Annotated in this window: 13 protein-coding genes; 8 read left to right on the forward strand and 5 right to left on the reverse strand. The window is 72.4% G+C overall.

Features of this window, described 5'->3' with window-relative positions; all coding sequences use genetic code 11:
• Position 1 precedes the first annotated feature (1 nt).
• The 7 genes from ACFWYW_RS31850 (at position 2) to ACFWYW_RS31880 (ending at position 19,172) form a co-directional block, all read left to right on the forward strand.
• On the forward strand, positions 2 to 979 hold the full coding sequence (locus ACFWYW_RS31850; protein ID WP_379617913.1) for a methyltransferase: 978 nt from the start codon (positions 2 to 4) through the stop codon (positions 977 to 979).
• Positions 976 to 2,202, forward strand: coding sequence for a hypothetical protein (locus ACFWYW_RS31855; RefSeq protein ID WP_379617911.1), 1,227 nt, complete (start codon positions 976 to 978; stop codon positions 2,200 to 2,202). Before ACFWYW_RS31850 ends, ACFWYW_RS31855 begins: the two co-directional genes overlap by 4 nt.
• Before the next feature lie 43 nt (positions 2,203 to 2,245).
• Positions 2,246 to 3,487: an MFS transporter gene (locus ACFWYW_RS31860; protein ID WP_379617909.1), complete on the forward strand. Its 1,242-nt coding sequence runs from the start codon at positions 2,246 to 2,248 to the stop codon at positions 3,485 to 3,487.
• Between the two features lie 85 nt (positions 3,488 to 3,572).
• Positions 3,573 to 4,937: a TrkH family potassium uptake protein gene (locus tag ACFWYW_RS31865; protein ID WP_379617907.1), complete on the forward strand. Its 1,365-nt coding sequence runs from the start codon at positions 3,573 to 3,575 to the stop codon at positions 4,935 to 4,937.
• Positions 4,930 to 5,592: a potassium channel family protein gene (locus tag ACFWYW_RS31870; RefSeq protein WP_379617905.1), complete on the forward strand. Its 663-nt coding sequence runs from the start codon at positions 4,930 to 4,932 to the stop codon at positions 5,590 to 5,592. The genes ACFWYW_RS31865 and ACFWYW_RS31870 overlap by 8 nt, the downstream gene beginning before the upstream one ends.
• Before the next feature lie 76 nt (positions 5,593 to 5,668).
• Positions 5,669 to 18,133 (forward strand): hemopexin repeat-containing protein, encoded by a 12,465-nt coding sequence (locus ACFWYW_RS31875; RefSeq protein WP_379641135.1) that lies wholly within the window; start codon positions 5,669 to 5,671, stop codon positions 18,131 to 18,133.
• Between the two features lie 31 nt (positions 18,134 to 18,164).
• A complete protein-coding gene (locus tag ACFWYW_RS31880) occupies positions 18,165 to 19,172 on the forward strand; it encodes a T3SS effector HopA1 family protein (protein ID WP_379617901.1) in 1,008 nt (335 codons plus the stop codon).
• Here the strand turns inward: ACFWYW_RS31880 and ACFWYW_RS31885 are convergent.
• Genes ACFWYW_RS31885 through ACFWYW_RS31895 form a run of 3 tightly spaced genes read right to left on the reverse strand, consistent with a single transcriptional unit; the run spans position 19,169 to position 21,890 of the window.
• Complete coding sequence (locus ACFWYW_RS31885) at positions 19,169 to 19,594, reverse strand: hypothetical protein (protein ID WP_379617899.1); 426 nt, start codon at positions 19,592 to 19,594, stop codon at positions 19,169 to 19,171. The two genes, ACFWYW_RS31880 and ACFWYW_RS31885, sit on opposite strands and share 4 nt — an antisense overlap.
• Before the next feature lie 5 nt (positions 19,595 to 19,599).
• The gene (locus ACFWYW_RS31890; protein WP_379617897.1) at positions 19,600 to 20,451 is read right to left on the reverse strand and encodes a PmoA family protein; all 852 of its coding nucleotides are present in this window, start codon (positions 20,449 to 20,451) and stop codon (positions 19,600 to 19,602) included.
• Positions 20,452 to 20,492: 41 nt separating this feature from the next.
• On the reverse strand, positions 20,493 to 21,890 hold the full coding sequence (locus ACFWYW_RS31895; protein WP_379617895.1) for a dihydrolipoyl dehydrogenase family protein: 1,398 nt from the start codon (positions 21,888 to 21,890) through the stop codon (positions 20,493 to 20,495).
• A gap of 47 nt (positions 21,891 to 21,937) precedes the next feature.
• Between ACFWYW_RS31895 and ACFWYW_RS31900 the strand changes: the two genes are divergently transcribed.
• Entirely contained in the window at positions 21,938 to 23,080 is a 1,143-nt protein-coding gene (locus tag ACFWYW_RS31900) for a methyltransferase (RefSeq protein ID WP_379617893.1), read from the forward strand.
• 137 nt (positions 23,081 to 23,217) lie between these two features.
• Here the strand turns inward: ACFWYW_RS31900 and ACFWYW_RS31905 are convergent, their stop codons facing one another.
• Together ACFWYW_RS31905 and ACFWYW_RS31910 are read right to left on the reverse strand one after the other, a co-directional pair.
• Entirely contained in the window at positions 23,218 to 24,942 is a 1,725-nt protein-coding gene (locus ACFWYW_RS31905; protein WP_379617891.1) for a cation acetate symporter, read from the reverse strand.
• Positions 24,939 to 25,391: a DUF485 domain-containing protein gene (locus tag ACFWYW_RS31910; protein WP_379617889.1), complete on the reverse strand. Its 453-nt coding sequence runs from the start codon at positions 25,389 to 25,391 to the stop codon at positions 24,939 to 24,941. Before ACFWYW_RS31910 ends, ACFWYW_RS31905 begins: the two co-directional genes overlap by 4 nt.
• Positions 25,392 to 25,447: the final 56 nt, after the last annotated feature.

Raw genomic sequence — 25,447 nt, forward strand, 5'->3', positions numbered from 1 at the left:
CATGATCGAGAACGAGCTCATGCGCATTCTCACCGGCGGGTGGGTGGCGCAGGCGACCAACGTCGCGGCCAGGCTCGGCATCCCCGACGCGCTGGCCGACGGCCCGCGCACCGCCGCGGACCTGGCCGAGGCCCTGAAGGTGCACCCGGGCGCCCTGACCCGGCTGCTGCGCCTGCTGGCGGCGGCCGGGATCCTGGAGGGGCGCGGCGAGCGCTTCGCGCTGACCGAGATGGGCGCCCTGCTGCGCCGCGACCAGCTTGGCCCGCTGGCCGCCCTGTACGCCTCGGACTACTTCACCGCCTCCTGGGCCGCGCTGGAGAGCAACGTCACCACCGGCGAGCAGGGTTTCCACCACGTGTACGGCCGGCCCGTCTTCGACTACCTGGCGGACGAGCCGGACAGGGCGGCCGAGTTCAACGCCGGCATGGCGGCCGGGACCCTGTACTTCCGCCGCGTCCCGGAGAAACACGACTTCACCGGCGCCCGCACCGTGGTCGACCTGGCGGGAGGCACCGGCGCCCTGCTGGCCGAGGTCCTGCGCGCCGTACCGGAGGCCCGCGGCGTGCTGTTCGACGTGCCCGAGGTGATCGCCACGGCCGGGCCGCACCTGGAGGGCCTGCTGGAACGCTGCGAACTGGTGGCCGGCGACCTGTTCGCCGCCGTGCCCGACGGCGGCGACGTCTACATGCTCTCCCGCGTCCTGCACGACTGGGACGACGAGCAGTGCGCCGCCATCCTCGCCAACTGCGCCAAGGCCATGCCGCCCGGCGCACGGCTGCTCGTCATCGAGCGCGTGGCCGGCGCCGACGCCCTGCTGCCCGCCGCCTTCGACCTCCACATGATGGTCATGACCGACGGCCGCGAACGCACCCTGCCCGAATACCGCGCCCTGCTCGGCCAGGCCGGGCTGACCATCGAGTACGTGACCGAGCTGCCCCTGGGCATGAGCCTGCTGAACGCCGTCATGGAGACCACGTGAACCGACTGCTGCCCGTCCTGGCCGGCCTCTACTTCGCCCAGGGCGTGCCCGTGGGCTTCTCCCTCGTCGCCCTGCCCGCGATCCTCTACGGCGCCGGCGTCGGGCTCGGCCAGTTGGGCATGCTGGGCGTGCTCATCATGCCGTGGGCGCTGAAGTTCCTGTGGGCGCCGCAGATCGACAACCGCACGCCGCCGGTGCGGTTAGGCGCGGGCCGCCGGGCGGGCTGGGTGCTGACCTGCCAGCTGGCCGCCGTCCCCGCCGCCGCCATCCTGCTCGCGGTCGACCCGGTGCGCGACTTCACCTGGCTGCTGGCCATCCTGTTCGTGCTGAACATCCTGTTCGCCACCCAGGACATCGCCACCGACGCCCTCGCCGTCACCCGGCTGGCCGGACGCGGGTGGCTGAGCGCCAACGCCGTCCAGGGCGGCGCGTTCTCCGTCGGCCTGGTGGCGGGCGGCAGCGGCACTCTGCTGGCCTACGCGCTGCTCGGCTGGCCCGGCACGGTCGCCTGCCTCGTGGTGCTGCTCGTGGCCGGCCTCGCGCCGCTGTGGCTGTCGCGCGCCCACTTCAGCGCCGACGCGGGGGAGCCCGCCGCCGAGCGCGCCTCCATCCGCCGCTTCCTGCGCCGCAAGGGCTCCTGGGGGCTGCTGGCCCTGTCGGCGGCCTACAAGCTGCCGCTCATGATGGGTTACGGGCTGGTCAGCAGCCTCCTGGTGCACCAGGGCGCCTCCTACACCACGATCTCGGTGACGGCGGCGACCGCGGTCACGGCCGTCTCGATCGCCGGGGCCGTGGTCGCGCCCAGGCTGACGGTGAAGCTCGGCTTCCACCGGTACCTGTTCACCGCGCTGGCGCTGTCGGCGGTGGTGTGGCTGGGGCTCGGCGCGTGGCTCCTGCTGGCCGGGGACGGCATCGTGGTCCCGATCGTCGCCCAGGCGCTCGGCTACCTGTTCGTGACGTCCGCCGCGGTCACCGTGTACGCCCTGTTCATGGCCCTGTCCAACCAGGGCCAGGCCGGGACCGACTACACGCTGCTCTACTGCGCCGAGGCCTTCGGCAACGCCGCGGCCGGCGGCCTGGCGGGGGCGATCGCGGGAGCGCTCGGCTTCGGGCCCACCTTCATGATCGCCGGAGCCCTGGGGCTGCTGCTCCTGCCGGTCCTCGTCCCCGCCTTCCGCCGCCTGCGCCGGCCCGCCGAGGAGCTCACCACCGCCACCCCATAAGGCGCCTATGCCGCAAGGCACGCCACACCCCAGCATGGACGACATGACCGACATCAGGCTCGTCCAGCGGCGAACCCTCATTGTCCTGCTCTTCTCCCAGGTCATCGGCACCATCGTCATGGGCGTCCTCAGCCCCGTCCTGCCTCTGCTCGCCGAGCAGATGACCGGATCGCAGACGCTCGCGGGACTCTCGCAGGCGCTCATCACCTTCGGGGCGATGGTGTTCACGATCGTGCTGGCCGCCCTCGCGGTACGGCACGGCCGCCGCGCCGGCATCGCCACCGGCTCCCTGCTGAGCGGGGCCGGGGTGCTGCTGATCGTGCCCGGCCACCACCTCGACGCCTTCCCCCTGGTCCTGGCCGGCTGCCTGCTGGCCGGCGGCGGCATCGCGGCCGGGCTGCAGGCCCGCTTCGCCGCCACCGACCTGGCGGAACGGCCGGGCCGGGCGCTCGGCCTGCTGCAGTGGGCCGCGCTGGCCGGGGGAGTGGCCGGGCCGCTGCTCATCCCGCTGGCCGACCGCGTCATCCCGGGACTGCCGCCGATGACCGGGATGTTCGTCGTGACCGCCGTGCTGCTCGTCCTCGGGGCCCTGGTCGTCGCGCTGGGGCTGCGCCCTGACCCGCTCAGCCTGGTCGCCGCGCCCGAGCGGGTTCCCCTGCGGACCGCGGTGCGCACCGTCCTCGCCATCCCGGCCGCCCGGCACGGCCTGGTGGGCATGGTGACCGTGCACGCCGTCATGATCGCGCTCATGAACATGGCCGGCATCCACCTGCACCACCACGGCGCCACCCTCCAGGTGATCGGCGTCGTCGTGAGCTTCCACGTGGCCGCGATGTTCCTGCCGGGACCGCTGGCCGGCCTGCTGGCCGACCGCATCGGGCCCGGGCGGCTGCTGGTGGCGGGACTGCTGCTGCAGGTGGCCGCGGCCGTCGTGCTGCAGTCGGGCGACGGGCCGGTCGTGGTCGGGACCGGGCTCGTGCTGCTGGGCGCGGGCTGGTCGGCCGGGTTCATCGCCGGGTCGATCGTGCTGACCACGGCCATCCCGGTGCCGCGCCGCCCGATGGCCCAGGGCGCCTCCGACTTCCTCATGCAGCTGACCGCCGCCGCCGGGGCGCTGGCCGCCGGGACGATCGTGTCGTGGCTCGGGTACGCCGGGCTGGCCAGGGCCGCCGGGGTGATCGTGCTGGCGGTGCTGGCCGGGCCGTACGTGGTCAGGCTGGTGCGCCGCGGCGGCACGGGCGGCGCCGGTGCGGACAAGCCCGAGAGCAGCCTCACCCAGCGGTAGGGGACGGCCGGGAAGTGGCTAGGATCGGCGCCATGGTGGCGACGGGAGGCCGGCCGGGCGTACGCGGGGTGAGAAGCCGGCCGTGATGGCGTTCAGCAGGCGTGCCCGCTGGACGGCCGCCGTCCTTTCCCGCTTCCATCACCCGGCCCAGGTCGTGGTGACCTCCTTCGGCCTGCTCGTGCTCGCCGGGACGTTCCTGCTCATGCAGCCGATCTCCACCGTCGGCCCCGACGCCACCGTGGTCGAGGCGCTGTTCACCGCCACCTCCGCGGTCACCGTCACCGGCCTGGCCATCGTGGACACCCAGTCGCACTGGTCGGTCTTCGGCGAGGTGGTCATCGCCGGGCTCGTGCAGGTGGGCGGCCTCGGCATCATGACGTTCGCGACCCTGTTCGCGGTGCTCGTCGGCCGCCGCGTGGGCGTGCGCTTCCGGCTGCTCGCCCAGGCCGAGACCAGCATGCTGAGCGTCGCCGACGTGCGCTCGATCGCGCGCCGCGTGGTCGTGTTCAGCCTCACCTGCGAGGCGGTCTTCGCCGCCGTCCTCGCCGGGCGCTGGATGATCGGGTACGGCGAGCCGTTCGGCCAGGCCGCCTACTACGGCGTCTTCCACAGCATCATGGCCTTCAACCACGCCGGGTTCGCCCTGTGGCCCGACAGCCTGACCAGGTTCGTCGCCGACCCGTGGATCAGCCTGACCGCCTCCTCCGCCGTCATCGTCGGCGGGCTCGGCTTCCCGGTGGTCTTCGAGCTCATGCGCACCTGGCGGCGTCCCGGCTCGTGGTCCATCATGACCAGGCTGACCGTCTGGATCTCGCTGGCGCTGCTGGCGATCGGCACGCTGTTCCTGCTGGTGGCCGAGTGGGACAACCCGAAGACGTTCGGCCCGCTGGACGACGGCGGCAAGCTGCTGGCCGCCTTCTTCGCCTCGACCATGACCCGCTCGGCCGGGCTCAACTCCGTCGACATCGGCCAGATGCACACCTCCAGCCTGCTGGTCAGCGACGTCCTCATGTTCATCGGCGGCGCCAGCGCCAGCACCGCGGGCGGCATCAGGGTCACCACGTTCGGCGTGCTCGCGTTCGTCATCTGGGCCGAGCTGCGCGGCGAGCCGAGGGTCAACATCGGCCACCGCAGGGTGGCCGACTCCGTGCAGCGCCAGGCCATCGCGATCAGCCTGCTCAGCGTCGCCGTCGTCGTGGTCGCCACGTACGTGCTGCTGGTGATCAGCCCGTTCGCCCTCGACCAGGTGCTCTTCGAGGTGATCTCGGCCTTCACCACGACGGGCCTGTCGACCGGCATCACCGCGCAGTTCTCGCCCGCCGGACAGATCGTCCTGACCGTGCTCATGTTCATGGGCAGGACGGGCACGCTCACCCTGGGGACCGCCCTGGCCATGCAGGAGCGCACCCGCCGTTACGAACTCCCGGAGGAGAGGGTTCTCGTTGGCTGACAAGAACAGCGACCCGGTGGTGGTCATCGGCCTCGGCCGCTTCGGCACCGCCATCGCGCTCGAGCTCACCCGGCGCGGCACCGAGGTGCTGGCCATCGACAGCCGGCCCAAGGTCGGGCAGTCGCTGGCCGGGCGCATCACGCACATCGCCACCGCCGACGCCACCGACATGGAGACGCTGAACCAGCTCGGCGTCCCCGACTTCTACCGCGCGGTCGTGGCCATCGGCGGCGACCTGGAGGCCAGCATCCTCACCACCTCGCTGCTGGCCGAGCTGGAGATCGACGACATCTGGGCCAAGGCCGTCAGCGAGCAGCACGGCCAGATCCTGCGCCGCATCGGAGCCCACCACGTGGTCTTCCCCGAGCACGACATGGGCGAGCGCGTCGCCCACCTGGTCAGCGGCCGGATGCTCGACTACATGCAGGTCGACGAGAACTTCGCGCTCATCAAGAGCAGGCCGCCCAAGGAGTACACCGGCGTCCCGCTCGGCCGCTCCAGCCTGCGCAAGAAGTACGGCGTGACCGTCGTCGCGGTCAAGAGCGAGAACGAGGAGTTCACCTACGCCACCGCCGAGACCGAACTCGTCTACAGCGACGTGGTGCTGGTGTCGGGCCGCACCGAGGACGTCGAACGGTTCGCCGAACTACCGTAAACGCCAGTATCCCTCCCCGCTGCCGCGACGGAACATGAGTCGGCCGACCACCGGGCGTCAGACGTAGGGGGATCGCGTGCGCGCAGACGGATCGCTGCCCAGTTATGCCCAGCTCTTCGGACAGCTCGACTTCCGGGAGGGGGAGGAGGCGCGGACCGTCAGCTCGCCCGCGGCCTACCTGGTCGAGCTCTTCCGGCTCATGGAAGGCGCCTTCGGCCGCGTCCCGATCCTGGACCGGCGGCCCGACCTGGGCGAGATCCCGCTGGACGCGGGCAACACCTTCACCCCGGTCCCGTACCTCGACATCGTCAACCGGGTGCTGGAGCGCCTGGTCGAGGGCAAGCCTCCGGACGAGGAACTGCTGGACCGGCGCCACCCGCTGGCGCTGCCGTTCTCGATCGGCCACGAACGGGTGAAGAACCACCTGCGCCACCTCGGGGTGGACCCGGTCGCGTTCGCGCGGCTGTTCACCGGCGTCGGCGGCCACGCTCTGGCCGCCCGGCTCCACCTCGGCCTGTCCGCCGAGGACGTCGAGGTCATCATCACGCCGGTCACCGGCGCGAACGGGGTCAAGGGGCTGTACGGGCTGGGGAACCGGGAGCCGGTCGCGAACCTGCACGAGCCCGAGCGCTTCCGGCGCGCGCTCGGGCTGGGTGCCGCCGAGCTCGGGGAACTGCTGGGGCTGCCAGGGACGCGGGTCTCGGCCGACGCCACCAGGACCCGGCTGCTGTGGGACGGGGCGGAAGGGGCCCTGCCGGTCGAGTGGCTGGATCTGGTGAACCGGTTCGTGCGGCTGGCCCGCCGTACCGGATGGACGCTGACGGACCTCGACCTGGCGCTGCGGACCTGCAACGAGGCGCGGGTGGACGCGGCGGCGGTGCGCGTCGTCGCGGCGCTCGCCCGCCTGCGCGAGGCGTTCGGGCTCAGCGTCGAGGAGCTCTGCGTGCTGGTGTCGCCCGCCGCCATCCGCACGGAACCCCGCGAGGAGTACGGCGCGGGCGCGGCGCTGGCCGGGCTCGGAGCATGGACCGGGGACCTGCTGGGCGCGCACAACAAGCAGTACCGGCACGACCTCGCGCACGCCGCCGGCCTGCCGGAGAGCGACCTCGCCGAGATCGTCACCCGCTACCGCGCCCGCCACGGCGAAGCCGATCCCAGTCCCTTCGACCGGCCGCAGGACACCTGGCGGGCAGTGACGCTGCCGCACCGGGCCGGTCTGCTGGCCGGTGCGCTGGGGGTCTCCGTCGCCGAGCTCTTCGACCTGCTGGACGCCCTCGAAAGCGACCCCGCCCTCGACCGGCACACCGCCTTCCCCGTGCTGAGCGGCCGGGGACCGGGCACCCAGAACCTCCACCGCGTCCTGGAGGGCGGCGCGCCCGCCGACACGCTCTGGCTGGTCGAGACGCTCCACGCGCTCGCGACCTGGATGCGGGAGACCGGCTTCGGCGGCCGGGAGCTGAAAGCCGTGCTCGACGGGCCGCCGGAGGAGGCGGCCGAGCGGGAGGCGCTGCTCGCGGCGCTCGCCCAGCGCTTCGACCGGGTCGCGCTGGAGCCCAAGGTCTTCGCCGGCGAGCGCTTCGGCGAGCGGGCCGCGCAGGTCGTGCACGACGTGCTCGCCGCCTACGACGACGGCGTGGTCTCCCGCCGCGACCCCCGCCTGCTCAAGCTCGACCCGGCCACGGTACGCGCCGCCGCCTACGACGCCGTGCACGACCTCGCGGTGATCACCAAGGAGGACTTCACCGGGCTCGGCCTGGGCGAGCGGCTGGCCGGGAAGATCTTCACGAACCTGGTCCTGACCGGCCGCCTGGCCGACGGCGGCCTGCTGGCCGAGCCCGCCGGCGACCGGCCCCTGGCTCGCGACTTCGGCGCGCACGCCGAGGCCGTCGCCGCGCTGGCCGAGGCGGGCGAGGGGCGGCTGTACCCGTCGGACCTGGCGGGCCTGCCCGGCCTGTCCGAGGCGGAGCGGGCGGAGCTGTACGACAACCTGCTGTTCAACGGCGTCGTCGACACCGAGGGGAGCGTGCTGGGACCGGTCGAGGTCAACGCCGGGCTCGGCGACGTGGAGGCGGCCGTGCTCGGGGTCCTGCGCGAGCGCGCCGAACGGTTCGCCTCCGAGCCCCTGGCCGCCGAACTCGGCCTGTACGGCGGGCAGGACCCCCTCCCGAGCCTGCGCTTCAACGGCTACCTGGACGCGGACGGCGTCTACGTGGACAAGGCGGCGCTGGCCCGGCTCCGGCCGGCGGACTTCACGCTGGCGCTGGAGTTCTACCCGCACCGGCGGGCCATCCTCGACGCCGTGCAGGGGCAGATCGCGGCGTTCAAGGCGGAGCTGTTCACCTTCACGGCCGACGACTTCGCCCAGGTCGCCGACGAGGCCGCCGCCCAGCGCGTGCTGGACGCCCTGACCGCCGCGCTGCGCGAGCCTCCCGCCCCCGGCGACGGCCTGCCCCTGTGGGTCCTGGACGCCGAGAGCACGGCTCCGGCGGACGAACCGCCGGGGCTGACGGTGGGGTTCACCGCGGCCGAGGTCGCGACGGCCCGGACCCGGCTGGAGGAGATCAGGGCCGGGCAGCGGCCCTACCGGCTCGATCCGGCCGCGCTGGCGGAGCTGGGGTTCGACGAAGGCGAGCGCGACGGGCTGATCGGGCTGCTCGTCGAGCGGGGCGACCTGGACGACGGGCTGGCCGTACCGCTGGAGCGGCTGGACTTCTTCGGCAACGTGGCCGCGGCGCTCGACTTCACGCTCGAAGGCCTGGAGGACTACGCCAAGGACGTGTTCTTCCTGCTGCACACGGCGGCGACGGAAACGGCGGCGGCGATGGCCGAGGTCGGCGCGGCGCTGGCCAGGCAGGCCGGGCGGCAGCGGGCGGCGCTGGCGGACGTGCTCCAGGACGCGCTCGGCGTCCCGGCGGACACCGCGCAGGCGATCTGCGCCGCCGTCGCCGGCGGCATGGACGAGGCGCTCGACATCCTGGTCCCGCCCGCGCTGGAGGGCGCGGCCGACACCCGGTTCCGGCTGACGCACCGGCGCGTCAGGCGCTTCGCGCTGCTGGCGGCCAAGCTCGGCCTGGACCCGGCCGAGGTGGCCGTCGCCTTCCACGACCAGGACCTGGTCGGCAAGTTCCCCGAGCCGCTGGTGCTGCCGCCGGGCACCGAGCGCTTCGACGCGCTCCTGGAAAGCTCCGACGGCCACGTCTACGTCTTCGCCGGCGACCACTACCTGCTCTACTCCGCGGCCACCCTGGCCAGGACCGACGAGGTGACGCACCCGCTGAGCGAGCTGTCACCCCGCTTCACCGGGCTGGAGGCGGTGGACGCCGCCTTCGCGCTGCCGGACGGCGAGGAGTGGATCGTCGCGCACGGCCCCGACCGGGTCTCCCGCTCCTTCACCCGCCAGCCCGGAAGTACCCGCTGGGTGCCGAGGGAGCAGCACTGGGGCAAGGTCGCGAACGCCTTCGACGACCCGGCCAGGATCGACAGCGCCCACGTGGACGCGGCGGGCCGGGTACACCTGGTCGCGGGCGGCCAGCGGGTGCGCTACTCGGGCCAGGACTACGGCTTCGCCGACGAGGGTTTCCCCCGTGCCGCCGGTGCGGGCATCGACGCCCAGTTCTACGGCGGCGACGGTCGTACCTACACCTTCACCGGCGGCACCTGGCACGTCACGACCGGAGACGCCGAGCCCACGGGCCAGGAAGACCACGCCGAGGGCACGCCGGTGGCCGGGACGTGGGGCCGGGTGCGCAACGCCTTCGACGGCGCCACCCGCGTCGACGCCGCCTACACCGACCGCGGCAAGGTCTACCTGTTCAGCGGCGACCAGGTGGTGCGCTACACCGACAGCATCGAGAACGACGGCGTCCACGTGGACGACGGCTACCCGCGCCGCGCCGGGGAGCGGTTCGACGCCGCCTTCGCCGACGCCTCCGGCACCCTGCACCGGTTCAAGGACGGCATGGCCGTCTCGGGCGACGACCGGCCCGTCCCGGCGGCCCAGCGATGGGGCGTGATCGAGCCCGCGCTGCGCGACGGCAAGGTCGACGCGGCCTTCGTCGGCCTGGACGGCAAGACGTACCTGTTCGGCGGCGAGAGGTACATCCGCTACTCAGGCGCCGACTACACCACGATCGACCTCGGCTACCCCCGGCGCGTCGCGGGCGACTGGGGCGGGCTGACGCGGGTCGGCGCGGCGTTCGTCCTGGACGGCAAGACCTACCTGTTCGGCGAAGGCCAGTACGTCCGCTACTCCGGGCGCGACTACACCGTCCCCGACGAGGGCTTCCCCAAGCCGGTTTCTGACAACTGGTGGAACCTGCCCCAGCCGATGGCGGTGGACGCGGTGTTCACCGGCCGCGACAACCTCACCTACCTGTTCTCCGGCGGCCGGTTCGTGGTCCACGACAACAAGCGGCGCTGGTGGTCGGAGCCGCGCGAGCTACGGGAGCATTGGGACAGCCTGCCGTTCGGCCAGGTCGACGCGGCCTTCGTCGGCATGGACGGCCGCACCTACGTCTTCGGCGAGCGGAGTTACGTGCGCTATTCGAGCGCCGACTACACCAAGGCGGACGACGGCTACCCGGCGCCGGTCGCCTCCTTCTGGGGCAACGTGGACTGCACCCTGGCCAGGACCGGGCGGGTGGACGCGACGCTGGTCACGCAGGTCGTCGAACGGGACGGCGACGTCGAGACGCCGCGCCGCCACACCTACCTGTTCTCCGGCGGGCAGTACGTCCGCTACACCGACGACCGCTTCGACGTCGTGGACGACGGCTACCCGCGCGCCCTGTCGGCGTTGTCCGGCGAGCCGCGCCTGTCCGGCCTGCGCACGCCGCTCGACGGCCTGGACGCCGCCTTCGCCGACCGGCGCAACGTCTACCTCTTCCGCGGCGACCGGTGCCACGTCGTCTCGGACACCCTCTACCGCCGCTACGACGGCGTCCCCGTGACCTGCGCCTTCCTGGAGGACGGCGCGATCATGGCCGAGCGGGACGGCGCGTGGCGCCACCTCCCGGCGATCGAGGCGGGGCCGCCGGGAGATGGGGACCTCGCCCGCCCGAGAACGCTGCGCACGGTCCCCGACGCCTTCCGCGGCGGCCTCGACGCGGTGCTGACCGGCGCCGACGGCACCACGTACCTGTTCAAGGGGACCGCGTGCCTCAACGTCCGGCTGGGCAAGGAGTACCCGCTGGCGGAGGAGTGGGGCCACCCCCACAACCGCATTTATCACGACAACACGGTCGATGCGGCCTTCGTCGGCCGGGACGGGAAGACGTACCTCTTCAGCGGCGACCAGTTCGTCTCCTACACCGGCGCCGTCACCGTCACCGACGCCGACCCCCAGCCCATCGCCGCCCACTGGGGCGGCCTGACCGGCGTCGCCCTCGCCTACGTCAGGAACGGCACCACCTACCTGTTCGAGAAGCCCGACCCGGGCGGCAAGACGCGCTACCTCGCCTACTCGGGCACCAGCTACGCCGAACCCGACCTCGGCTACCCGGTCACCGCCGACTCCGGCTTCTGGGACGTCCCCGATCACTACCGCGTCGAGGGCCACCCGATCCCCGACGCCGTCCTGTTCCAGGGCCAGACCATGCTCCTGCTGTACGGCGAGCAGTGCGTCCAGTACGACGAGCGCGCCGCCCACTGGTCCTACCCGCGCCCCGTCGAACGCATCTGGCCCGGCTACGACCGCGACCTCGAACCCGGCGACGCCCTGCGCACCGCCTTCACCGCCGCCGACGGCGCCACGTACTTCTTCTTCAAGGAGCACTACACCCGCTACGGCGAGCCGCCCGCTCCCATCCGCGAGCGGTGGGGCAGGTCCCGCAACCCGTTCGTGGCCGAGGGCGGCACGATCGACGCCGCCGTGGTGACCGGCCGCCACACGTACCTGTTCTCCGGGCCCCGCTACGTCCGCTACACCGGCCCGGAGTACCGCTACGCCGACCCCGGCTACCCCAGGCCGATCGCCGGGAACCTGCGCGGCGAGGAGGCCTTCGCCGCCCTGCCCGAGGCGTTCGACGACACCGAGCGCGTGGACGCGGTGCTGGCGAACCCGCGCAACGTCTACGTCTTCGCCGGCGGCGCCTGCCACGTGGCCGCCAGGACGGCCGCGGCCACCGACGGTCTCGGGCAGCTCGGCCGGGTCCGCAACGTCCTGGCCGAGCGGGGCCGGGTGGACGCGGCCCTGGTCAACGGCGCGGTTACCTACCTGTTCTCCGGCGACCAGTACGTCCGCTACACCGGCACCGCCTTCGCCCACGTGGACGACGGCTATCCGCGCACGATCGCCGCCGGGCTCCCGGGCGAGCTGCCCGGCCTGCGCGACCTGCCGCCGGACTTCCAGGACGGGATCGACGCCGCCTTTGCCGCGCCGACCGGCGTCTACCTGTTCAAGGGCAAGAACTACCTGGACAAGGGCCGGGTCCGCCCGGTCGCCGGGACGTGGGGCCGGGTGCGCAACGCCTTCGCCGGCGCGATCGACGCCGCCTTCGCCACCCCGGCGGGTGAGATCTACGCCTTCCGCGCCGGGCAGTACGTCCGCTACCGTCCCGGCGTGCTCGACCAGGTGGAGGCGGGCTACCCGCGCACGGTCCAGGACGACTGGGGCGACCTGCCCGGCACCTTCGAGCGCGGCCCCGACGCCGCCTTCACCTTTCACGAGCGCACCTACCTGCTCCAGCAGGACCGGTTCGTCCGCTACTCCGGGCCCGGCTTCGCCAGGATCGACCGCACCTTCCCGCAGGAGGTACGCCACCGCTGGGCCGACGCGGCCGACTACCGGCTGAGCGACCTGCACACGATCGCCGCCTTCGCCCGGATGGCCGGCTCCCGCCCCGGCCTGGCGGACTTCCTGGAGAAGGGCGGGGCCGACCCCTACACGTTCCTGTCCGGCCTGTTCGGCTGGGACCTCGACGAGGTGCGCTGGGCCCGGCGCAACACCGCGCTCCTGCACGCGGTTACGGCCGAGGAGTCGCGCTTCGAGATCGAGTTCCTGCTGCGCCTGGACACGCTGTTCACCGTCGCCGGGCGCATGGGCACGCCGCCGTCGCGGCTGCACGCCGAGATCTGGGAGCCGGTGCGCACAGGAAAGCTCGGCGCCGCGGGTGACGCGCTGGAACGGCTGCTGGCCCGGGGGCCCGGCTGGGCCACGCTGTCGGCGACGGTGCGCGACGAGCTCAACGTGCTCAGGCGGGACGCGCTCCTGGCCTGCGTGGCGGCGGGCCGTACCCCGAAGGAACTGTTCGAGCGGCTGCTCATCGACGTCGAGATGGGCGCGGCGGGCCGGACCTCGCCCGTGCGGGAGGCGATCGCGGCCACCCAGCTCTACCTGCATCGTTACCTGCTCGACCTGGAACAGGTGAGCCTGCCCGCCGGGCGCGAGCCCGAGACCGTCAGGCGGCGGATCAGGACGTGGTGGGCCTGGATGCGCAACTACCGGCTCTGGGAGGCCAACCGCAAGGTCTTCCTGCACCCGGAGAACTACCTGCGGCCCGAGCTGCGCGGCGGCAAGACCCCCGCCTTCCGCGTGCTGGAGGACGAGCTGCTCCAGGGCGAGATCACCGACGACGGGGTACGGCGCGCCTACAAGCGCTACCTGGACGAGTACACCGAGGTCTCGCGGCTGGCCATCGCCGGCGGCTACGTCTACACCGCGGACGGCGCGCTGCCCGGCGAGCGGCGGCTGGTCCTGTTCGGCCGCACCAGGACCGCGCCGATGCGCTACTACTGCCGGACCGCGGAGTTCAGGGACCGCGACCGGCTGTCGGCCACCTGGCAGCCCTGGCAGAAGGCCGGCGTGCAGATCGACGTCGAGAAGGTCTACCCCGTGCACGCCTTCGGCCGGATCTTCGTCTTCTGGCCGGTCGTCGAGACCGTCTCCCCGCCGGTCACCGCGACGACCACCATCTCCGAGGAGCCGAAGGACGGCAAGCGGGAGGTGAGCGCGCCGCCGCCGTCCTACCGGATCAGGATCCGCTACTCCTTCTCCAACCTCACCGAGGAATGGGTCGCGGCCCAGGAACTGCCGGTCGAGGAGCTGCGGGACGAGCCGGTCACCGGGGTCTCCCTGTCCGTGCAGGCCTCGCGCACGGTGCCGGGACAGGCGGCGGGCGAACACGACACGATCGTGATCACCTGCTTCTACCAGGCCGGGGACGAGGCCACGAGCTCGTCGTTCGTGCTCACGCCCGAGCTGTACGCCAGCCGCGCCACCGTGGCGGTCGCCCCGCCCCCGAAGGCGGCGGAACCGGTGAACATCTTCGACGAGCGGGTCGCCGCCGAGGGCGTCGTGCCGTTCGGCATGCCCGTCGGGTCGCAGGACGGCCCGTGGCTGAGCGTCGACCACAAGGGCGGCAGCTTCCTGTGCCGGCCGATCACCGCGGTGCCCGGCGACGAGCCGCGGCTGCGGCCGATCAACTCCGCCCCCGGCGAGCTGCCCGCCTGGAACCGGATCGACGCCGGCTTCGTGACCTCCTCCGGCGACCGCTACTTCTTCGACAACGGCGCCAAGCGCTACACGGTCCTGTCCCGGAACGGCGAGGCGGGCCCCGAGCCCACCTCCGGCCGATGGGGCGTCGTCGCCACCAACCTGCTCAGAACCGGCGTCGTCGACGCCGTGCTGGTGCGCGGCGAGCAGGTCTTCCTCTTCTCCGGTGACCAGTACTACCGCTACACCGGCCGCACGTTCGGCACCCTCGACCCCCGCTACCCCCTGCCGCTGGCGGGCAACACCGAGAACCTCCCGCAGTGGCGCAAGGTCGAAGCCGCCTTCAGCGGCCCCGGCGACACCGAGCACTTCCTGGCGCAGGACGGGTACGCCCGATCCGGCGCGCTCGGCACGCTCATCCCGCTGCCGGGCCGCCGCTCGGAGCCGCCGGTGAAGCGCTTCCTGCGCGCGGTGAGCGGCCGTGACGACGCCGACGACCGCGTCGCCTTCTCCTTCGGCGGACGCACGTACGTCTTCGACAACGCGGCCGGCACCTACACCGACGGCGACCGGACCCGCCCGACCCGCGAGCTCGGCCGCGTCGTGACCGCCGTCGACTCGAGCGGCACGGTCGAATCCGCCTACGTCGAGGGCGACTTCCTCTACCTCACCTCCCAGCTCGAGGTCGTCCGCTACACGCTGCCCGCGGGCGGCGGCGTCCCCGAGTACGTCGACGCCGGCTACCCCAAGCCGATCCCGTCGCGGGTCAACGCCGTCTTCCGCCGCTACGTCCTGTCCGGCCCCCTCTACGGACGGCTCCGCCCCGGCCAGGACCTCGGCACGCTCCGGCCCCTGCTGCCCGTCAGCGAGAACTGGCGCTCGCTGCCCCCCGGCCCGATCTCCGGCGTGCTCGACGCCGAGGACCTGCTCTACGTCTTCACCGGCGAGTCCTACGCCGCCTACCCGAAGGGCGTGCCGATCCCGCGCCCGTACGAGTGGGCGGCACTGCCGCACGAGATCGTCCGCCTGACCTCCAGCACCGCCTACGAACTCAACCGGCGGCTGCTGACCGGCGGCGTCCCGGCCCTGCTCGACCCCGAGACCCAGGAGACCGACGAGCTGCCCGCCTTCAGCGCCGACCCGGACGACGCCTCCACCCCGACCACGATCAAGGTCAAGGGCGAGATGTTCCCCTCCGGCGTGCCGGCCGGCACACACCTCGACTTCCAGAGCGCCAACGGCCTGTACTACTGGGAGATCTTCTTCCACGCGCCCATGCTCATCGCGCAGGCGCTCAACGGCGCCCAGAACTTCGAGGAGGCCCGCCGCTGGTACGAGTACGTCTTCGACCCCACCGAGCCCGGCGGGCACTGGCGCTTCGTGCCGTTCCTGGCCGCCGACGTGCGCGCGCTCGTCGACGGCTGCCGCGCCGACCTGCGCGAACTCGGCGCCCCGGCGGACGCGGTGGCCGCCGAGCTGGAACCGCGCCTGCTCCGCCTGGAACCGCTGCACGAGGCCTTCCTGCAGCACCGCGAGCTCGACGGCCGCGAGCTCGCCTTCCTCGCCACCCTGTCCACGGTACGGCCGGCCGTACCGGAGGGCACCACGCCGCGGACCCGTGAGGCGGCGCGGCGGCTGCGTGAGCGGATCGGCATGCTGGGCCGCCTCGGCCGCCAGTACGCGCTCATGGGCGACCGGGGCGCGCTGATGAAGGCCTACATGGACGACCCGCGCGACCCCCACGCGATCGCCGAGCTGCGGCCCTCCGCCTACCGGCGATGGGTCGTGATGGCCTACGTCGACAACCTGCTCGACTGGGGCGACCTGCTGTTCGGCCAGCACACGGCGGAGAGCGTCGACGAGGCCAGGATGCTCTACGTCTTCGCCCACGACCTGCTCGGCGAGCGCGACCTCGGCTACGGGCCGAAGGCGCTGTCGCCGGCGCTGCCGTACGCGCGGCTGCCGGTGGCCGGGAACGGCACCGCGCCGGCCGGGCTCACCGCCGGCGGCAGCCTGCTGAAGGAGGCGGGGGAGGTGCACGCGGGCGTGGCGGAGCCGTACTTCCACGTGCCGGAGAACGCCGAGTTCGGCGCGTACTGGACACGGGTGGAGGACCGGCTGCGCAAGATCAGGCGGTCGCTGAACATCCACGGGATCGCCCAGCCGCTGCCGCTGTTCGAGCCGCCCGCCGACGTCATGGCGCTGGTGCGCGGCACCGCCGCGAACGGCGCGGCCGCCGGGGCCGGGGCGGCGGCGCTCACGGCGCCGGTGCCGCACCACCGCTTCCCCGTGGTGTTCAGGAAGGCGCAGGAGCTGGCCGACAAGCTGCGCCAGTTCGGCGCCGACCTGCTCGGCGCGTTCGAACGGCGTGACGCCGAGGAGCTGGCGCTGCTGCACAACCGGCAGCAGGGCACGATCCTCGACCTCACCCGCGCGATCAAGGAGGCGGAGGTCGGCATCGCCGCCGAGACCCTGAACGAGCTGGAGGCGGGCAGGGCGTCCGCCAAGGACCGCGCCACTCACTACGAGCGGCTGCTCACCACCGGGCTCACGCCGACGCAGCGGGCGCAGCTCGACGTCATGGCCGCGGCGGCGGCGATGCACTTCGCCGGCAGCGGGCTGAAGATCGCCGCCGCGCTGGTCACCGGGGCGCCGCAGACGCTCGTCGGCCCGTTCATCATGGGCTTGGAGTACGGCGGCGACCAGCTCGGCGGCGCACTTGAGCAGACCGCCGAGATCTCCACGACGCTCGGCGAGGGGCTCAGTGTGGTCGGCGAGCTGCTCGGGGTCCGCGCGGAGCACGAGAGCGCGAGCGACGACTGGCGCCTGCAGCTCGGCCTGGCCAAGAGCGACCTGACCCAGCTCGGGCACCAGATCGCCGCGGAGAAGCTCAGGCTCGGCGCCGCCCGGCGCGAGCTGGAGATCCTCGAACAGGACCTCGCCCACCAGCGGGCCGTGGCCTCCTTCCTCACCGGGAAGTTCGCCGGGGCGCAGCTGTACCAGTGGATGTCCGGGCAACTGGCCGGCATGTACTTCCAGGCCTACCACCTGGCCCACGAGCTGGCCCGCGCCGCCGAGCGCGCCTACCGGTACGAGCGGGGCGGGGCGGGCGAGCCGTACATCCGGCCGGTCTACTGGGACAGCAGGCGCGGCGGCCTGATGGCGGGCGACAGCCTCGCCTTCGACCTGGACCGGCTCGGCAAGGCCTACCTGGACGGCGCCGGCCGCGACCTGGAGATCACCAGGCAGGTCTCCCTGCTCGACCTCGACCCGCTGGCGCTGCTCAGCCTGCGCGACACCGGCAGGTGCGAGTTCTCGCTCGGTGAGGCGATGTTCGACCGCGACTTCCCCGGACACTACCGGCGGCGTGTGCGCACGATCGCGCTCGCCTTCGACGCGGCGGAGCCGGTCAACGCCACCCTCGCCCAGCTGTCCGGGCGTACCGTGCAGGAGCCCGACCCGAAGGCGGTCGCGTACCTGCTCGATCCCAAGGGCGCGCCGCCCGCCACGCTGCGCGCGGACTGGCGGCCCGGCCAGCAGGTCGCGCTGTCGCACGTGCAGGCGGGGATGGAGAACAACGGCCTGTTCGAGCTGCGCTACGACGACGACCGCTACCTGCCCTTCGAGGGTTGTGGCGCGGTGTCCACCTGGCGGCTGGAGCTGTCCGGCCGGCGTCCGGCCGACCTGGCCGACGTCATGATCACTCTGCGCTACACGGCCCTGCCCGGCGGGGAGGTCTTCGCCAACGCGGTCAGGGGCATGCTGCGCCCGTACCCGGCCGCCCGGTTCTTCGACGTGCCCGCCGACTTCCCCGCCTCGTGGGAGGACTTCATGGCCGGCGAGGAGACGCGCGGGCTGACGCTGCCGCTGACGCCGGAGCTGTTCCCCGGCATGAGCGGCCGCCAGATCACCGGCGTCTACGCCCGCTACGACCTCGACGGCGGCGCCGCCCGCTTCCTGGTCAACGGCGATCCGCGCTTCGCGCTGGAGCACGGCAAACCGGTGCGCACCCCGGGCCTCGGCCTCGGCGCCCCCTGGGCGCTGGTGCTGGAGGGCGACAAGACCGCGCTCGCCGGCCTCGGCCTCGTCCTGACCTACCGGGCACTGTAAATCTTTCGGGCACCGTAGAAGGAGGCGCGCCATGCCCGCCCACGGCAACGCCGGGAACCGGCGGAACAACAACACGCGTACCCGCCGCCGCAGCACGGGCACCACCCCGGCCGCGAACCTGCGCCGCCCGCGCGGCGGCGTGACCAAGAACAGGCGGCTCACCTCGGTGCCCGCCTGGACCGACACCGAGCGCCAGACGCTCAGCTCCGACGCCGACAAGCGGGCGCTGCGCGCCGTCTACAACCGCTTCTACCAGGGCCAGGACCGCCGTCTCTCCACGGCGGCCGCGGACACCGTCAGCACGACGAAGGTCTACAACTTCGTCACCATGGCCGACAACGGCTATCTGAACCGCGGCGTCGACAAGGCCGCGATGCGCCGGTTCAGGGACGACGGCGGCAGAGTCTACGAGGTCAAGCCCCAGAGCCGCGGCGCCTTCGACGCCGTGCTCGACTCCGGGGGCGGCTACTTCCGCGTCAGGAACCTCGGCGCCGACCGCGACGACGCCACGCTGGACGGCAAGGCCCGGCGCATCGTCGTCAACGTCAACAACCAGGAGGCCGCGCTGCGCATAGGCCGGAACCTCACGCGCCTCTACTCCGACCCCCAGATCTCACGATATTTCCGCCAGTTCAAGATGTACGCCTCAGGCAAGGACCAGCAGGGCGTCCCCGCCAAACACGACAAGATCGTGATTTATTACGCCATGCGGGACAACAACGCGCCCCAAGACCAGGTCGGCAACCGCATCGTCGAGGTGCTGGAGGAGTCCGTCGGCCCCGAGGACCTCGACGACACGCTCGCGCCCTTCTACCGTCGCCTCGCCCCGGGCATCGGCTGGTCGCACGAGCCCGCCCGCTACCTGAAGAGCCTGAAGAAGGACAACCCCAGCTTCACCGAGGCACGCTCGGAGGTCATCGCCAACGCCATGCTCGCCCACCCGCAGGTCAAGACCGCGCAGGAGTTCTACGACATGATCAACGCCGCGCTGCTCAACGCCAAGGTCGACCCGAGCCGGCCCCACCGCCAGGGCAGCTAGTCGGGCGCCCAGTACTTCTCCAGGACCTTCTCCAGGTCCCTGACCACCGGGGACCAGGTCTTGGTGAGCTGGTACTTGACGACGCGGTGGCCGCGGTACTTCAACGTGTACTTCAGGAAGTCGGCCCCCTGCGGGCGGGCCTGCGACCTGCCCAGCTTCAACCGCTTCAGGTGGGCCTTGAGCGTGCGCCACTCCGCCCTGGTCAGGCATTTGTCGACGGTCGGGCCGGTGCGGCGGCTGAGCCGTACGCAGGAGTTGGTGTAGACCCTCACGCGGTCGTTGAACCCCGCGAAGCCGCCCTCCCTGCGCAGCTCCACGAGCAGCTTCTTCTGCTGTACGGCCACCGCCTGCGCGGGCAGGCCGAGCCCGGCGACCAGGCCCAGCAGCAGCACCGGCAAGAGGATGAGGCGCCAGATCTTCATACTCCTTAGACGCGCGGCGGCGCCGCCCGGCTCACGTGTTCCTCGATCCGTTCGCGTTCCCACGCGCCGTTGCCGACGACCAGGGCGTAGGCGAGGTCGAGGGTGGCCTCCGGCGGGAGCCGTACCTCGTCGTGGAAGGCGATCGACGGGTTGACCGCCGGGAACCACGCGTTCCTGGCGAACCACGTCTGGCCCGGCTCGCTCAGGAACAGCAGCGTCGAGGCGCGGTCCACCTCGTCGTGCCTGCCGGTGTAGGCCAGCCAGGGGGCGTTCTGGCCCATCATGTCCTCGCCCGACCTGCCCTCAGAGGACAGGATCGTGCCGCCGGTGAGGTCGCGCGGGCCGCGCCAGAACAGGCCGCTGTAGCCGGCGAGGGGGCGGCCGTGCGTCGTCGGGCTGCCGAACATCAGGTCCGCGCCGCGCACGTTGCGCAGCGTGGTGGCGAAGTCGAGCCGCCACCACGACTCCTCCACCGTGACGCGGAAGCGGCGGGTCTCCTCGACCCACCGCTCGCCGGCCCGCGTCCACCAGGTCAGCCGTTCGACGCCGGGGGAGAGCCACCCCTCGTGGCGCATGGTGCCGTTGTTGTCCCGCTGGATGTAGCGGGCCTGGTCGTGGACGTACGTGCCGCCGCCCCAGAAGTTCTGCCCGGACAGGTGGGAGGCGGTCATCTGCAGGCCCTTGTGCCAGCGGTGGTCGTGCGGGCGGTAACCCGTGACCACGTCGCCGTCCAGGGTGCGCAGCGGGTGGAAGTACGGCTTGGGGGACTCCTCGACGGGCATGTCGGGACGGTAGACGTAGCGGAGGATCTCAACGCCGCCCGCCTCATGGATCAGCTCGGAACCGGTGTCCTTCACGGCGGTGATGCTATCCGCTGGGAAAGCGGTTTCCAAGGTGTCTAGAGCCCGTACTCCTCCAGCAGGCGCAGCCACACCTCGCTGACCGCGGGGAAGGACGGGACCGCGTGCCACAGCTTCTCCATCGGCACCTCGGCCGTCACCGCGATCGTCGCCGCGTGCAGCAGCTCGCCCACACCGGGGCCGACGAACGTCACGCCGACCGGCACCTTGCGCGACTCGTCCACGACCATCCTGGCCCGCCCGGCATAGCCGTCGCCGAGCAGGTACGCCCCCGCCACCGAGGCCATGTCGTAGTCCACCACCCGCACGTCCATCCCCTGGCGCCGGGCCGCCTGCGCGGTCAGGCCCACCGAAGCGGCCTGCGGGTCGGTGAAGACCACCTGCGGCGCCCCGCGCCCGTCCGCGCTGTCGCGCAGCGCCGGGCCGTCGTCCGGCTCGCCCGCCGCGCGCGCCGCGATGACGTCGCCGCACACCCGCGCCTGGTACTTGCCCATGTGGGTGAGCAGGCTGCGCCCGTTGACGTCGCCGACCGCGTACAGCCAGTCGAAGCCCGGCACCCGCATGCTGTCGTCCACCTCGATGGGCCCCTCGGCCGCCAGGCCCACGCTCTCCAGCCCCACGTCGCCGACGGCCGCCTCGCGCCCGGTCGCCACCAGCAGCTCGTCGGCCTCCACCGCCGAGCCGTCCGCCAGGTGCACGGTGACCGGCCCGCCGTCCACCGGCCGTTCCACCCGCTCCACCGACACGCCGGTACGCAGGTCGATGCCCGACTTCCGCAGCGAATCGGCCAGCAGTTCCCCGGCGAACGGCTCCATCCTGCCCAGCAGCCCGCCGCGTACCAGGAGCGTCGTCTCGCGCGCGCCCAGAGCGTGCAGCGCCTGTGCCATCTCGCAGGCCACCACGCCGCCGCCCAGCACGACCAGGCGCTCGGGCACCTGCCGTACCGTGGTCGCCTCCCGGTTGAACCACGGGCGCGCCTGCGCCAGGTCCGGGATGCCGGGTACGACCGGGACGCTCCCGGTCGCCAGCACCACCGCGTGCCGGGCACGCAGGCGGGTCACCGTACCGTCTGCCGCGGTGACCTCCACCTCGCGCGGGCCCGTCAGCCGCCCGCGGCCGCGCACCAGCGCGGCGGGAAGCTTCTCCACCCACTCCACCTGACCGCTGTCGTCCAGGCCGGAGATCGCCTCGTCGCGCCGGGCCAGCACCGCGGCGACGTCCACCGGGCCCGTGCTCAAACCCGGCACCCGCGACACCTCGGCCGCCAGCTCCATCGGGCGCAGCAGCGCCTTGCTCGGAATGCAGGCGTAGTAGGAGCATTCGCCTCCGGCCAGGTGCTCCTCCACGACCGCGGCGCTCAGCCCGCCGCGTACCGCCCGCCCGGCCACGTTCTCCCCCGCCGGTCCGGCGCCGATGACCACCACGTCCACGTCCACACGCGGCTCCCTTCTCGTCGGCCACCCACGCTAGCCTGAAACGCACGATGAACCGTTTGACCACGTCACGCGGCGAGCTTGAGCTCACCCGCCACCCAGAGGACCCTCGCGACCCGCTGCGCGCGTGGGACGCCGCCGACGCCTACCTGCTGCGCCACCTCGGCGAGCCCTCCGATCCCGGCCAGGTGGTGATCGCCTTCGACCGGTGGGGCGCCCTGGCGACCGCGCTGGCCGCCTACCGGCCCACCCAGATCTCCGACTCCCACCTCGCCCAGGAGGCCACGCGCGCCAACCTCAAACGCAACGGCGTGGACGCCGACGCGGTCCGGCTGCTGTCCACCCAGGACGATCCGCCGCCGCACGTCGGCACGCTGCTCGTGCGGGTGCCCAAGAGCCTGGCCGTGCTGGAGGACCAGCTCCACCGGCTGGCGCCGTCGCTGCGTCCGGGCGCGGTCGTCGTGGGGGCCGGGATGGTCAAGGAGATCCACACCTCGACGCTGCGGCTGTTCGAGACCATCATCGGGCCCACACGGACGTCGCTGGCCGAGCAGAAGGCCCGGCTGATCTTCAGCACGCCTTCTTCCCCCGCGGGTGGCGGGAATCCCTGGCCGCTGACCTACACCCTGCCGGACGGGATCGGGCCCGCCTCCGGGCGTACCGTGGTCAACCACGCCGGAGTCTTCTGCGCCGACCGGCTCGACGTCGGCACCCGCTTCTTCCTCGCCCACCTGCCCCGCACCACCGGCCCGGTCACCATCGCCGACCTGGGCTGCGGCAACGGCGTCGTCGGCATGTCGGCGGCCCTGGACAACCCCGAGGCCACGATCGTCTACGCCGACGAGTCACACCAGGCCATCGCGTCGGCCCGGGTCAACGCCCCACAGGGGGCCGCGCGCTTCCTGCTCGCCGACGGCCTGACCGGTGTGGATCCGGGCTCGGTCGACCTCGTACTCAACAATCCGCCCTTCCACACCCACCAGGCCGTCGGCGACGCGACCGCCTGGCGGATGTTCACGGGGGCGCGGCGGGCCTTGCGGACCGGGGGAGAGCTGTGGGTGATCGGCAACCGGCACCTCGGCTACCACGTCAAGCTGCGCCGGATCTTCGGCAACTGCGATGTGATGGCCGGCGATCCGAAGTTCGTGGTGCTGCGCGCACGAAAGGGCCGGCCTTCCCAGTCGACGCCGTAGGGATCTTCCCGGCCACGAAGCACGTCCCAGCGGGGGACCTCGACCACGCACAGTTCAGCCACGCCGTCCGCCTCACCGCCTCGTCGTGTGGGCGGTGCCGGTCGTGTGGTCACCGGCATCGCACGCCCGCGCGTACATCATGGTGAATCTCCCTGCGGTGTGTCGGTCTGGGTGCCTTCGGGATGGCGGAGTCCCGGTGCCGTCTTCCTTCCGCCGTCCTTCCGCCGCCTGCGGCTGCGCCGGGCGGGGGCGCGGTGGGAGCCGGTGCCGGTCAGCGAGCGTACCGACAGCTCCTGGTAGCGCTCCGGATCCACCTTCTCGTCGCTGAGCAGCGTCCCCAGCACCGCGCACAGGAACCCGAACGGGATCGAGACCAGCCCCGGGTTCTCCAGCGGGAACACGTGGAAGTCCACCCCGGCGGGCAGCAGCGACAGCGACCGTCCCGACACCGGGTCCACCTTGCCGGAGACCACCGGCGACAGCACGACCAGGAGCACCGACGCCCCGAGCCCGCCGTAGATCCCGGCCACCACCCCGCTCGAGTTGAACCGCCGCCAGAACAGCGACAGCACGATCGCGGGCAGGTTCGCCGAAGCGGCCATCGCGAACGCCAGCGCCACCAGGAACGCCACGTTCTGGTGCCGGGCGATCACCGCCAGCCCGATCGCCAGCAGCCCGATCACACACGAGGAGAACCGGGCCACCGCCACCTCCTGCGACTCCCTCGGCCGCCCGAACATCAGCACGTGCCCGAAGTAGTCGTGCGCCAGCGAGGTCGAGGAGGCCAGCACCAGCCCCGACACCACCGCCAGGATCGTCGCGAACGCCACCGCGCCGATGAACGCCAGCAGCACGTCACCGCCCAGCGCCCGCGCGAGTTGCAACGCGGCGGCGTTGCCCGCCGGGTCCTGGGCGGTGATGGCGTCCTGCCCCACCAGCGCGGTCGCGCCGAACCCCAGCGCCAGCGTCATCAGGTAGAAGACGCCGACCAGGCCGATCGCCCAGTTCACCGAGGTACGCGCCGCCCGCGCGTCCGGCACCGTGAAGAAGCGGCTGACGATGTGGGGGAGCCCGGCGGTGCCCAGCACCAGCGCGAGCGCCAGGCTGATGAAGTCGAGCTTGTTGACCAGCGTCCGCAGCGGATCGCCGGCGACCTCCTTGCCGAACCGGCCGCCGGGCTGCAGGAACCCGGCGTGGCCGCTGTTGCGGGCGGCGGCGCCGAGCATGTCGCTGAGGTTGAAGCCGAACCGGCTGAGGACCATGACCGTCAGCACCGTGGTGCCGCCCATGAGCAGCACCGCCTTGATGATCTGGACCCAGGTGGTGCCCTTCATGCCGCCGAACATGACGTAGACGATCATCATGGCGCCGACCGCGACGATCGTCACGATCTTGGCGGTGTCGGTGGAAACGCCGAGCAGCAGGGATACGAGCGCGCCCGCGCCGACCATCTGGGCGAGCAGGTAGAAGACGGACACGGTGACGGTCGAGGTCACGGCCGCCGTTCTGACGCGGGGCTGGCGCCGTACCCGATAGGACAGGACGTCGGCCATGGTGAAGCGGCCCGCGTTGCGCATCAGCTCCACCAGCAGGAGCGTGAGCAGCCAGGCGACGAGGAAACCGATCGAGTACAGGAAGCCGTCGTAGCCCGACAGCGCGATGATGCCCGCGATGCCGAGGAAGGAGGCGGCCGACATGTAGTCGCCGGCCAGCGCGAGGCCGTTCTGGGCGCCGGAGAAGGCTCTGCCCCCGGCGTAGTAGTCGTCGGTGCCGCGGGTGTTGGCCCTGGCCCAGAACGTGATGACCAGCGTGATCGCGATGAACAGGACGAACAGTGTGAACGTCAGCGCCGGGCCCATCATGGGCGGCCTCCCCGTGTCCTGCGATGGGCGGCGGTACGGCGCGGCGGCGCCCAGCTCTCGATCCGCCGGCGCTCGGCCGCCAGCCGTTCGGCGTGCTCGCGCTCCGCTTCCATGGCGGCGGCCTCTTCCCGGAGCTGCTCGGACAGGGGGTCGAGCATGCGGCGGGCATAGCGTGAATACCGCCAGGCCAGGGCGAAAGTGGACACGAACTGCAGGACTCCCAGCAGCAGGGCCACGTTGATGTTGCCGACCACCGGCCGGGCCATGAACTCCCGGGCGAAAGCCGACAGCCAGATGTAGAGGAAGTACCAGCCCAGGAACGAGGCGACGATCCCGATGGCCAGCCGATAGAACCTCGTCCGTAGTAACCGGAACCTCCGGTCTTGCGCCAGGCCCGCGTACCACCCCCGCGGAGCCCCGGCGCTGCGATGCCGCGCCTCCCCCACCATCACTCCTACCTGGTTGTGACATTCTGTGGCGAGTTGACTCCACAGTGATACGAACG

This window comes from Nonomuraea sp. NPDC059023 (genome assembly GCF_042740095.1).
Taxonomy (GTDB): Bacteria; Actinomycetota; Actinomycetes; order Streptosporangiales; family Streptosporangiaceae; genus Nonomuraea.